Annotated in this window: 10 protein-coding genes; 7 read left to right on the top strand and 3 right to left on the bottom strand. The window is 36.8% G+C overall.

From position 1 onward, the window contains the following. Positions 1-46 precede the first annotated feature (46 nt). From BLV55_RS00590 to BLV55_RS00580, 3 genes are all read right to left on the bottom strand, one after another. Complete coding sequence (locus BLV55_RS00590) at positions 47-853, bottom strand: histidinol-phosphatase HisJ family protein (RefSeq protein WP_176968185.1); 807 nt, start codon at positions 851-853, stop codon at positions 47-49. Positions 854-1,411: 558 nt separating this feature from the next. Beyond that, complete coding sequence (locus BLV55_RS00585; RefSeq protein ID WP_093309861.1) at positions 1,412-3,364, bottom strand: ABC transporter ATP-binding protein; 1,953 nt, start codon at positions 3,362-3,364, stop codon at positions 1,412-1,414. A gap of 18 nt (positions 3,365-3,382) precedes the next feature. Then, positions 3,383-5,053: an ABC transporter ATP-binding protein gene (locus tag BLV55_RS00580; protein ID WP_278279985.1), complete on the bottom strand. Its 1,671-nt coding sequence runs from the start codon at positions 5,051-5,053 to the stop codon at positions 3,383-3,385. A 123-nt stretch (positions 5,054-5,176) separates the two neighbouring features. Here BLV55_RS00580 and pdxR point away from each other — a divergent pair, with 123 nt between their 5' ends. The 7 genes from pdxR (at position 5,177) to BLV55_RS00545 (ending at position 12,354) form a co-directional block, all read left to right on the top strand. Then, complete coding sequence (gene pdxR / locus BLV55_RS00575) at positions 5,177-6,679, top strand: MocR-like pyridoxine biosynthesis transcription factor PdxR (protein WP_093309857.1); 1,503 nt, start codon at positions 5,177-5,179, stop codon at positions 6,677-6,679. 25 nt (positions 6,680-6,704) lie between these two features. Next, entirely contained in the window at positions 6,705-7,607 is a 903-nt protein-coding gene (locus BLV55_RS00570; protein ID WP_093309856.1) for a diacylglycerol/lipid kinase family protein, read from the top strand. Between the two features lie 38 nt (positions 7,608-7,645). Further along, complete coding sequence (locus BLV55_RS00565) at positions 7,646-8,896, top strand: competence/damage-inducible protein A (protein WP_093309852.1); 1,251 nt, start codon at positions 7,646-7,648, stop codon at positions 8,894-8,896. Positions 8,897-8,932: 36 nt separating this feature from the next. Next, the gene (locus tag BLV55_RS00560) at positions 8,933-9,961 is read left to right on the top strand and encodes an inorganic phosphate transporter (RefSeq protein WP_093309850.1); all 1,029 of its coding nucleotides are present in this window, start codon (positions 8,933-8,935) and stop codon (positions 9,959-9,961) included. 191 nt (positions 9,962-10,152) lie between these two features. Next, on the top strand, positions 10,153-10,803 hold the full coding sequence (locus BLV55_RS00555) for a CoA transferase subunit A (RefSeq protein ID WP_093309847.1): 651 nt from the start codon (positions 10,153-10,155) through the stop codon (positions 10,801-10,803). Between the two features lie 3 nt (positions 10,804-10,806). Next, positions 10,807-11,457: a CoA transferase subunit B gene (locus BLV55_RS00550; RefSeq protein ID WP_093309844.1), complete on the top strand. Its 651-nt coding sequence runs from the start codon at positions 10,807-10,809 to the stop codon at positions 11,455-11,457. Between the two features lie 195 nt (positions 11,458-11,652). Further along, positions 11,653-12,354 carry an HAD family hydrolase gene (locus BLV55_RS00545; protein WP_093309841.1) on the top strand — a complete coding sequence of 234 codons (702 nt, stop codon included), beginning with the start codon at positions 11,653-11,655 and terminating at the stop codon, positions 12,352-12,354. The last annotated feature ends 70 nt before the right edge of the window (positions 12,355-12,424 follow it).

Raw genomic sequence — 12,424 nt, 5'->3', positions numbered from 1 at the left:
AGATAGCTGCTTTTTGTGTCGATGATCATCTAATTTATTACGATGATTACAAGAAGGATTCTATTTTATGAAATCGAGGTTTCATCTTATCGAAAGAAGCGATATAACGATAACCTATATGATGAAGAAGCTTTAGTGTCTCTATCAAATGAAAGCCTAAATCATTGATTTGATGAGTATCGGAACCTGGTACAATTATTTCGCCACCCAATTGATGAAAGAGTTTGAGTAAATCGATAGAAGGATGCGTTGCGTTTAGGTTATAGCGAAAGCCTGAAGTATTGACTTCGATGCCCTTGTCTTGCTGGATGATCTCCTTAAAAATAGTCCTTGGGTATTCAATGTATTCATTTAAGGATAAGGGGGAAGGGAAGTCTCCATATCGTTTAATGACATCCATATGTCCCAGAACAGAAAAAGTAGCATTTTTTCTGATTACCTGCAACATATCATCGAAATAATCATCGTAAGCTTGTTTTTGGTTCCGAGTTTCGAAAAAATCTCCAATGAAAATATCGGATTTTTTTGCACTATGAATGGATCCGATAATATAATCGAAAGGGAATAAAGCGATGTCGTCTTCGTACTGTTTAATATTATGAGGCTGAAGACCAAATTCAACCCCTGATTTAATAGAGATTTTATCCTCAAATTTGTTTTGCATCTGCTCGAGTTCAAAAAAATAATCCTTATAAGAAAAAGTAAACTCACTACCTTTACCATCGTAATCGTAATCTTTATGATCAGTAAAACATATTTCTGACAGCCCTAAAGAAATTCCCTTTGTAACAAGTTCTTCCATGGAATGAAATCCATCGAAGGAGTGGTGTGTATGAACGTGATAATCAATCATGAGGTTCCTCCCTGTTTGTTCTTGGTTTTTCCTGCAGATAATCACTTTTGGCATTTTGTGCTTTTGTAACAGTGTGAATGAAAGTTGTCTTTCCGGTATTTATTTTACAGTGAAGGGATAAAGAAGTCAAAGTGAAAAAAGATGAAAAAAACTTGCATAAATAAAATCTAGGGAAATAAATTGATCGGCGGATACGTTGATATAACAATTGGCTACGAAAGACATCAGGAATACCTACAAAAAAATGAAATAAAAAAAAGAAAAAATTCATTACTGGTTGACTGAAAAATGAAACTTTGATATAATATTCATCATAAAACTGACGAATATACTATTATAGTGGAGGTGCTTCATCATGCAAAAACAAAAGAATAATGAAAGTGTAAATAGCAGGAAGAAGGTAAAATGTGGTATTACAACTTGCATACATTGCGTTGTTAATACATGCGTTTTGGAAAGTTGTGAATTGCAGGAAAGAATATTTTTGCAAGAAGAATAATAGGGAGTGCATAACAGACGAAAAACCCCTTGTTGATTTAACAAGGGGTTTTTCGTCTGTTATGATACGGGATGTTTATCACGAATAGATTGGTATTGAAGCTTGTATAGTTTGTGATAGTGAGCTTTATTGCGCAGTAAGTCTTGGTGTTTTCCCATTTCGACAACTTCTCCTTTATGAAGAACAATAATATTATCACAATGTTGAATGGTAGAAAGTCGGTGGGCGACAGCGAGTGTCGTTCGGCTTTTCATAAGTTCCGGAATTGCTTGTTGAATATAACTTTCTGTTTCTGTATCGATATGTGCCGTTGCTTCATCCAATACTAAAATGGAAGGATTAGCCGCTAGCGTTCGAGCGAATGAGATCAACTGTTGCTGACCTGTAGAAAAGTTTTTGCCTCGTTCCATAACAGACTCCAGGTATCCATTAGGAAGTTTTTCGATAAAATGGTTAGCATTTACTTTTTTGGCAAAATGTTGAACTTGTTGTAATGACAAGTCATTTTGATTCATGCTTATATTATCAGCGATCGTGCCGGAAAAAAGAAACATATCCTGCTGAACAATACCAATGTGACTACGAAGATATTGTTGATCATAATCTTTTATATCAATGCCGTCGATTAGGATGCTTCCGGATTGAATATCATAAAATCTTGATAGGACATTTATGATAGAAGTTTTTCCAGCTCCAGTTGCACCCACAAAGGCGATTGACTCTCCAGGCTGTATTTCAAAAGTGACGTTTTTTAATATCCACTCCTTATTGTTATAAGCGAACCATACGTTCTTAAATTCGATATGCCCCTTTATGGTTTGGGGTTTTTGGGGGTTAGGTCTGTTGACGACTTGAGGTGGATGATCCATCAGTTCAAATATTCGTTCAGAAGATGCCATTGCAGACTGAAGGATATTGTATTTCTCTGTTAAATTGTTAATGGGTTGAAAGAACTGCCTGATATAGTTAATAAATGCAAACAAAACGCCAAACTCGATAGCTTGATTCATTACCAGACCACCACCATAATAAATGATGAGCGCTATTGATAAAGAGTAAAGAAACTCAACTCCAGGTCTGAAAAAAGCTGAAATTAAGGTTTCTCGTTCATTGGCTTTTAATAAAGAATCGTTTAATTTTACAAAACGTGAGTATTGTTGCTCCTCTCTTTTGAAAATATGAGTCGTTTGTATGCCTGAAATATTTTCATTTAATGAGGAGTTAACGTTTGCTAATCGCATACGGACTTCGCGATAAGCTTTGCGAACTTTAGATCTAAAAAAATAAGAAAAAAGGAGAATGACAGGGATCATGGAAAATGTGATTAAGGCTAGTTGTATGTTCAGACTAATCATTACTACGATGATACCGATTAAAAGAAATAGGTCCTTAAAAAGATTTACGAGGACATTGGTATACATTTCATAGAGTGTTTCGGTGTCATTGGTAACTCTTGTAAGGAGCCGTCCGATAGGTTGATTATCATAAAATGAAATGGACATATGCTGAAGGTGGCTAAATAAATCGTGACGGATTGAGAAAATTATTTTATTACTGGCATAATTAAGGATATAGACCTGTGCAAAATTGAGAAAAAAAGCGATAAAGTAAATACCTATAAGGATCAAACCAAGTGTTCGTACAGAGGTAGTATCTTCAGATCTCAAGGCAGCAACTTGAGCAGAGGACAGCTTATTCTCGTCGTGGATTTGATTAAGGTAGAAATCTTGATCATCTCTAAGTACTCTAATGATATCGCCAGTTTCATAATTAGTAAAATGTAGTGCTAACTCGCTGTCTAGCATATATTCTTTCTCTGAGTAGTTTATATGATCGTCGATGGCGATCTTAAAGAGATATGGCTGAGCCAATTCAGCGAAAGCCGTAAAAGATAACAAAATAACCGCTATCAGTAATAAAACTGTATAAGGTTTAGCATATTGAAGCAATCGTTTCATCAGGGTGCTATCATATGCTTTTTCAATTTTTTCTTCTTCCAAAAAAGTGCTCAATAGTGTCATCTCCCGCTACTAAGTAATTTCATCTTCCAACATTTGCTGATAGTATTGATAAGCATAAAATCCATCAAGCTTTATCAATTCTTCGTGAGAACCATATTCTGAAGGTCTGCCATTGTCTAAAACTAATATTTTGTCACAGTATTTCAAAGTGGAAATACGATGGGCAATAATAACGGTTGTTTTTGCATGAATGGTACTCTTAATACCTTCCAGAATTCTTTCCTCTGTTTGTGTGTCAACCGCTGATAGAGAATCATCAAGAATGAGGATCGGTGGATTTTTAACGAGTGCTCTGGCAATGGCTAGTCTTTGCTTTTGGCCACCCGAAAGTGTGACGCCTCTTTCACCAATAAGCGTGTTATAAGTTTCCGGAAAGCTTACTATATCTTGATGTAGCCCAGCCAACTTTGCTGCCATTTCAATATTTTCTTTGCTATGATCCTCTTTTCCAAAGGCGATGTTTTCATAGATGGATGCTGAGAAAATAAAACTATTCTGTTCTACATATCCAATCTGATCCCTAAGTGATCTAAGAGAAGTATCCTTAATAGGAATGCCGTCAATTTTTATTTCTCCATCATCGGGATCATACAAACGAAGTAATAAAGTAGGAATCGTGCTTTTTCCACTTCCAGTCGGCCCCATAATTCCAATAGTGCTTCCTGGATCAATGTGAAAGGTGAAGTTTTTTAAAATCGGCACTTTATCGGTCGTATAGTAAAAGGTAACATTTGAGAACTCTATATGTCCATGGACATTTCTCAAATCAATAGCGTCAGATGCTTCAACAATGTTGGGTGTTTCCTCCATAAGTTTGTTTATTCTAGACATAGAGGCAGCACCACGTTGCAAAATGTTTATCACAAATCCAATGACAGGAACGGACCAAACCATGGAGGCTAAATATCCGTTAAAGGCAACAAAAGAACCTAGTGTAATCGTGTGATTCATGACTAATTGGGTACCATAAATAAGAGTGATAAAAAAGCTGATGCTCGAAATAAACTGAATGGTTGGAGAAAATGTGCCGAAAAGTATCGCAAGATTCATATTTTTGTTAAAAAGATTCTCATTAGATTGGTCAAATAGATGTATTTCTTGTTCTTCTCTTGAGAAAGATTTAATCACTCTAATGCCAGAAAAACTTTCTTGAACAGATTCTGTTAATTCGGAAAAAGCTTCTTGAACAATTTTAAAACGCTGGTTAATTGAGGCGCCGAATTGGTAGATAGCAAATGCTAAAATAGGCATTGGGATCAAGGCGATGAGCGTTAGTTTAAGGTTTGTTGTAAGAATCATCATAGTAACAGCCGCAAGATTTAGAAAGAGTGCGTCTGTAAAAGTGATGATCCCACCACTAGCGGCATTTCGTACAGCTAAAATATCATTAGTTGCATGTGCTATTAAATCCCCGGTTTTTTTATCATTATAATAAGAAGTAGATAATCGAAGGAACTGTTCGAACATTTCATTTCTCAGTTCATACTCCATTCTCCTCGACGAATTGATAATTAAAATACGCCAAAGAAACCGAAAAAGCATCATTAATAAGCCAATGAATAAAATAGTGAGGCTATACATGAATAGTTGCTGTTTTTCTAATGTGCCAAATTGTAAAGCGTCTGTTATACGTCTTAGTATTTCGGGTATGGCTAGTTGAAGAGCATCCACCATTATCAAGGAAAGAACGCCCCATAAATAAAACCATTTGTATTTTTTGATGAAAGGTATTAAAGTTAAATAGCTGGACAAAATATCACCTCGGATTATTCTTTGAGAAATGGATGAAAAGGAGTTGTGCTTATGGATCACTGGGTTCATCAGATGAATATTGACAGCAATAAAACAAGTCATTTGTACATTCAAATATATTGTGGAATAAAACAATTAATTAGCAACAAAAAGTTAAAGCACGGAGATCGATTACCTGCCGTTAGAAAAATGGCTGGCGTGCTGAATGTCAACACAGTAACGGTGGTTAAGGCTTACGAGTTACTTGAGCGAGATGAACTGGTAATTAAAAAAAGGGGAAGCGGAACCTATGTGAATTTTGAAAACAACGACATAATGGGAAATGTCTTAGTGAATGAAGAATGGGAAAAAATACAGTTAAAGCAATTAAACCAAATGACTGAAAGAAATATATCTATAACAGAAGAAACTATTAATTTTGCTAGCGCGAACCCTTCGCCAGATTTGTTTCCTGTAGATGATTTTAAAGAAGCGCTGCTAGAAGTGCTAGATCGTGATAAAGGATTTGCATTTAGTTATCAGGATAGCAGAGGGTATGCTCCTTTGAGGCAGCGTATGGCTGATTTAGCAAAATGTAATGGCATCAGTACGACGTCGGAAGAAATACAAATTATTTCCGGAGCGCAGCAAGGGATAGACTTGGTGGCAAAAGGAATACTTCAGCCTGGAGATACGGTACTAATCGAGCGTCCATCTTATAGCGGTGCCATTGCCGCTTTTTATTCCAGAGGGTCTCGAGTGAAAGACATAGAGTTAACATCTGATGGGATTGATATTGACTTATTTGAAAAGACAGTCAAAGAATTACGGCCTAAACTAGTGTACCTTATGCCTAATTTTCAAAATCCAACCGGAATTAGTTATACCCTTGAAAAATTAAAAGCAATCATTGAACTTAGCGAAAAATATGATTTTACGATCTTGGAGGATGATTACGTGAACGAGTTTGCTTTTGACTCATCTTCTGTTAATACCTTAAAGTCTCTTGATCGATACCAACGGGTAATTTATATTAAAAGTTTTTCGAAGATCTTTATGCCGGGACTTAGGCTAGGATATATGATAGTTCCTTCCAAAGTCTATAGTACTTTGGTCATGGCGAAGCAGGCTACAGATATATCCACTTCTGGATTACTCCAAAGAGCTCTGGAACGATATTTTCACCATGGGAAATGGGATAGAAATATGAAAAAACTGACTAACGAATATTATAAACGATTTTGTGCTATAAAATCAATTCTGGAGAGTGACTTATCGAAAGAGATAACGTGCAGAATACCGTCGGGAGGACTGAACTTTTGGATTGAGCTACCTAAAGGGGTTGATGCTTCGCTACTTTATTCTAAAGTAGCGAATAAAAATATTGTGTTTGCTCCAGGCCGTTTATTTTACTTAAATAAACCGGTTTATGAGCGGTTGCGAATTAGTATTGCCGCTGTGAGCTTAAATCAAATTGAAATTGGCATGACGGAAATGATAAGATTGATCAGAAGTACAGATAAATTGATTAATACAGAAAAATGGAGTGGCGAGGATAAAGAGCCAATTTTGTAATACTTGAATGGAAAGGGAGACCTGAATGAAAAAATATGCAGCTATTGTTAATCCGAATGCTGGAAGAAAAATGGGAAAAGAACGTTTTGAAGCGCTTAAAGCAATTATTAGCAAAAAGGAGATTTGTCAATTTGATGTATATGAAACTAAAGGGGAAAATGATACGGTGGAAGCGGTGAAAAGTTTTGGAGCGTCACACTATGATCAAATGATTGTTTTTGGTGGTGATGGAACAACGAACGAGGTAATAAATGGATTGATGCAGGTGCCGTCTCCTCCTCCGCTTGCTCTTTTTCCAATGGGTACTGCTAATGATGTTGCCACTTATTTAGAAATTCCTAAAAACGTGGAAATATACGCAGAGATGATTTTAAATCCGCGGAAAATTTATGTGGATGTTGGGAAAGCGGGAGATCGGTTCTTTTTAAATGTTGCAGCAGGTGGATTACTTCCGGAGCTAGCTCATAAAGTATCTTCGGAAAAAAAATCAATTCTTGGCAAATTTGCATATTATTTTGAAGGGTTTTTAGAATTTCCTAAACAGTTTTTTCAAACCATTGAAATTGAGCTGGACTATGGAGAAAAAAGAGAAACGATAGATACACTTTTTTTTCTTTTAGCTAATGGACCGATTATTGGAGGGTTTAAAAATTTAGTCCCGGAAGCTTCATTGAGTGATGGGAAACTAGATTTACTCATTGTTAAAAACACAGAATTTCCTGACATGGCCAATGTTTTTCTCAGTTTTTTAAAGAAAAGAGTTAAGCCGCAAAAAGGTATTATCTATTATCAGGTAGATTCTTTTCGATTGAATAGCAAACAAGATGTTGAAGTGGATGTAGATGGTGAACTTTGTGGAAAGCTACCGATGGATTTTAAGGTAATTCCTAAAGCGTTACAATTGATTACGCCCTTGGAGAAGAATTGATTTCTGAAAGGCGATGCAAAGGAATAGGGAGATGACTCATGAAAGCTGAAATAATAAGTATTGGCACAGAAATACTATTAGGAGAAATTCTTAATACAAATGCAAAATATTTATCACAACGATTAGCTGAGTTGGGGATTAATGTTTATTATCAAACGGTTGTTGGTGATAATGCACAAAGACTTTTGGAGGCTTATAAAACTGCTTTTTCAAGAGCTGATTTGCTGATTGTTACAGGTGGCTTAGGTCCGACAGGCGATGATATTACAAAAGAAGTAGCGGCAACATACTTTAGGAAAAAAATGATATTTCACGAAAATATATGGAGCACTATTCAGTCACGGTTTGTTCGTAGAGAAGCTGGGTACTCTCAAAACAATAAAAAGCAAGCGGCATTCCCTGAAGGTTCGCACATTATAAATAATAGCGCTGGAACAGCTCCGGGTTGTTGGATAGAGCTGAACGGTAAAATAATGATTATGATGCCTGGTCCTCCAAAAGAAATGGAAAAAATGTTTGAAAATGAAGTTGTGAAAAAGCTAGAGCCATATTTAAGACAAACAATTCGTTCAAAAACGATTAGGCTTTGTGGAATAGGTGAGAGTCAGGTAGAAGAAAAACTTACAAATTTAATGCATGATCAACAAAATCCCACCATCGCACTGTACGCTAAAGAAGGCGAAGTTCATATTCGCATAACAGCACGAGCGACTACTGAGAGAGACACAGAGAAGATGTTAATGCCTGTTTATGAAAAAATAGTACCAATTTTAGATGAGTATATATATGGAACTGGTACGATTAGCCTGGAAGAAAAACTATTTACCTTAATGCGCCGGCATGCATTAACCATATCGATTGCAGAATCAATTACTGGAGGGCTGATATGTGCAAAGCTTGTTAATGTATCTGGAATGTCATTATGTTTGAAGGAAGGTGTAGTAGCCTATAGTGAAGCATCGAAAATTGATGAGCTAGGCGTTTTGCCAGAAACAATTTATACCAGAGGCGTCGTTAGTGAAGACACTGTCATTGCTATGGCAAAAGGTATTGCAGATAAAACGAGAGCTCATATAGGGCTTGCGACTACCGGTTGGGCAGATGATCATCAAAAGGGTTCGACAGGTGGAGAAGTATGGATTGGAATCGTTATCAATGGTGATGTAGATGCAAAAAAAATTATTTTTAATGGTGATAGAAATCGCATCCGCTTTTTTACTGCAAACGCAGCTTTGGTGTGGCTGCACCAAAAATTGAAAGCATATGCAAACGAAAAAACACGAGTATAATAGTGATTATATTTTATAGGGAAGGCAGGTGGAATAATGGAAGGGAATCCAGCAGCTCTTTTTTTCTTATCCGCAGGATTGTTTATGGGCTGGTCGTTAGGTGCGAATGACGCTGCGAACATAATGGGTACAGCGGTTAGTACTAAAATGATTAGATTTCGATCAGCGGCACTGATTATTTCTATTTTTGTTGCTCTTGGTGCGGTGATCAGCGGTGCTGGAACTACTAAAACATTAGGGGAATTAGGCGACATAGCTCGGCTAGAAGAGGCGTTTATGGCATCCTTGGCAGCGGCTCTTGTAGTAATGGTAATGACAAAAAATGGACTTCCTGTATCGACATCACAGTCAATTATTGGTTCTATTATCGGATGGAATTTGTATCATGGACATGCGATTGATTGGTCGTTGCTAATCCGAATTGCTGGAACATGGGTGTTTGCCCCTGTTTTGGGTGCAGTGATGGCGATGCTTCTATTTGTTGTTTTTGCATATACTTGGAAAGTATTTCCTATACATATTGTGCGTAGAGATCGATGGCTGAGAATCGCCTTAGTAATAGCGGGAGCTTTTGGAGCGTATAGCCTTGGTGCAAATAATATGGCGAATGTTATGGGAGTTTTTGTGAATAGTTTAAATGTACCACCATTAACGCTGAGTACGATAACTGTTTTGAATGGCCAACAAATGTTATTTTTATTGGGAGCTATTTCGGTTTCGGTGGGAGTATATACGTATTCGATGAAAGTAATGTCAACAATTGGCAGTGGTATTATGCGGCTCACCCCTGCGCATGCACTGATTATTGTTTTATCAAGTGCTCTTGTTTTGTTTTTGTTTGCGTCTCAAAGCTTACAAGCATGGTTAGTATCGCATAACCTACCTTCTTTTCCGTTGGTACCGGTATCGCAATCTCAAGCAGTGGTTGGATCAGTTGTAGGAATAGGTATTGCGAAAGGTGGTAGAAATATAAAACTCGCATTGCTGGGCAAGATATTTCTTGGATGGGTGATCACACCAGTAGCTTCTATTATAGTCGTGTTTTTTCTACTAACATTCTCTTAGCGATTAAGATGCAACAAGGGGAAAGTTTGCATATTTCTTTATTAGAAACAATAGTTTTAACGATCTTCGATAAAATATTTATTTTATATGGAAACTTGGACAATGTGAGATAATTCTGGTATCATATAGAGGTAATATCTATTGTGATTTAATCACCGTGGATAACCTAATAGTTAAAGGGAGGGTATCGCATGAGTAAAGTTGTTTCGATGGATGAAGCGCTTAATTTTGTGAAAGACGGTTCGACGGTTATGATCCCGGGTTTTATGGGAGCTGGCACACCTGAAAATTTGGTGGATGGATTGGTTAAAAAAAATGTTAAAGATTTATTTCTGATCTGCACAGATACAGCGAGGCCTGATGTTGGAATAGGCAAGTTGATTGTTAATGGTCAGATTAAGAAGCTTTATGCTTCTCATATTGGAACAAACCCTGAAACTGGACGTATGATGAACGAAGGTTTAATTGATGTTACTTTGATTCCTCAGGGTACACTTGCTGAAAGAATAAGAGCTGGTGGCGCTGGTCTGGGAGGATTTTTAACGCCAACAGGAGTTGGTACGGTAGTTGAAGAAGGAAAACAAAAGATGGCCCTGGACGGAAAAGAATATTTGTTAGAGCTGCCTCTAAGAGCAGATGTAGCTTTGATAAGAGGTTCAAAAGTTGATAAAAAAGGTAACGTATGGTATAACGCAGCTACACGGAATTTTAATACGCATATGGCAACGGCTGCTGATGTAGTTATTGTTGAAGCTTGTGAACTTGTTGAAGTCGGAGAAATAGATCCTAATAATGTGATGACTCCGGGAATATTCGTTGATTATATTGTAAAGGGGGAATAATGCATGGATATTCGAGAAAGAATTGCTAAAAGGGTAGCTAAAGATTTTGAAGATGGAGATATTGTAAACTTAGGGATTGGAATGCCAACCCTTGTAGCTAATTATATACCGGAAGGAATTGAAGTGATTCTTCAATCTGAAAACGGTTTTGTAGGAATGGGACCAGCTCCAGCAGAAGGAAATGAAGATCCGGATGTAGTGAACGCTGGTGGATTACCTGTAACTGTTTTAGAAGGTGCCGCCTACTTTGATAGCGCGACTTCTTTTGGGATTATACGTGGAGGACATGTAGATGCTACTGTCTTAGGCGCCTTGCAGGTAGACCAAGAAGGAAATCTTGCTAACTGGATGATTCCGGGAAAACTAGTTCCAGGAATGGGTGGAGCAATGGACTTGGTCGTAGGCGCAAAAAAAGTAATATTAGCAATGGAACACACAGCTAAAGGAAAACCTAAAATACTAAAATCTTGTTCTTTACCGCTAACAGCCAAAAAAGAAGTTGATATGATTGTGACAGAAATGGGAGTGTTTGAAATTACTCCAGGAGGTATGTATTTGCGGGAAATTGCTCCTGATACTACTGTAGAAAAGATAAGAGAAGTTACAGAAGCTGAGTTTATAGTTGATGAAAACCTAAAAGTGATGGAAGATTAATGTGAAGATTCGTCGAGCCTGCCTATCTGGCAGGTTTTTGATTATAAAGAATGTCATTAAAAATGAGTATTACTAGTTTATATAATATTAACGATCCTGGTGCTAATATAGTTTAGAGAGTAACCGTTGTGATTAAAGAAAAATTTAGATATAATAGTGAGGAAAACATTACTGTAGAACTTGGAGGGATTAGTTTTGAAAACAATCCTTTTTGATCTTGATGGTACTCTGTTACCAATGAACTTAGAAAAATTTATGAAACTGTATATTGACGCATTAACGGAAAAGTTTAAGCCTTATCTTGAACCTTCATTGTTCAAAAAAAATTTATGGACTGCTACAAGAGCAATGATATCAAATAGCGGCAGAACAAAATCCAATGAAAAAGTTTTCATGGAAACATTTACAAAAGATCTTTCAATAGAAAGTGAAAAAGCCTGGCTCCTTTTTGATCACTTTTATTCGAATGAGTTTTCTTTGGTTAAAAAATCGACGTGGCAAAATCCCAATATGATTGAGTCCGTAAGGTTGCTAAAAGAAAAACAGTATCCTCTGGTAATTGCAACAAATCCTCTTTTTCCTCAAAATGCCGTTTGTGAAAGAATTCGATGGGCGGGATTAAATCCGGAAGATTTTTTGTATATGACAACCTTTGAGAAAATGCATGCGGCGAAGCCAAATACCGAATATTATGAGGAAATTTTAGATCACTTAAAGTTATCATCAGAAGAGGTTCTCATGGTAGGGAATGATGCTTTAGAAGATTTAGCAGCTGCAGAGGTAGGGATTAGCACCTATCTACTGACAGATCACTTGCTGAACCGAGATAAACAAAAGAATATGCCTGACTTGGAGAGTAATACCGATGATTTTTTGGAGTTTGTTAAAACGCTCTGAAATAAGTATTATTTCTGAACTATTACTGTCTCGATTCGAAAGAATACTTCATGTAGTTGAAAGAAAATGA

Origin of the sequence: Tindallia californiensis (assembly GCF_900107405.1) — a bacterium.
GTDB lineage: Bacteria > Bacillota > Clostridia > Peptostreptococcales > Tindalliaceae > Tindallia > Tindallia californiensis.
This window is presented reverse-complemented; position numbering and strand designations above follow the sequence as displayed.

Coding starts and splice junctions, on each gene's coding strand:
- BLV55_RS00590 (WP_176968185.1), bottom strand. CDS start 853: ATGATTGATTATCACGTTCATACACACCACTCCTTCGATGGATTTCAT.
- pdxR (WP_093309857.1), top strand. CDS start 5,177: ATGGATCACTGGGTTCATCAGATGAATATTGACAGCAATAAAACAAGT.
- BLV55_RS00570 (WP_093309856.1), top strand. CDS start 6,705: ATGAAAAAATATGCAGCTATTGTTAATCCGAATGCTGGAAGAAAAATG.
- BLV55_RS00565 (WP_093309852.1), top strand. CDS start 7,646: ATGAAAGCTGAAATAATAAGTATTGGCACAGAAATACTATTAGGAGAA.
- BLV55_RS00560 (WP_093309850.1), top strand. CDS start 8,933: ATGGAAGGGAATCCAGCAGCTCTTTTTTTCTTATCCGCAGGATTGTTT.
- BLV55_RS00555 (WP_093309847.1), top strand. CDS start 10,153: ATGAGTAAAGTTGTTTCGATGGATGAAGCGCTTAATTTTGTGAAAGAC.
- BLV55_RS00550 (WP_093309844.1), top strand. CDS start 10,807: ATGGATATTCGAGAAAGAATTGCTAAAAGGGTAGCTAAAGATTTTGAA.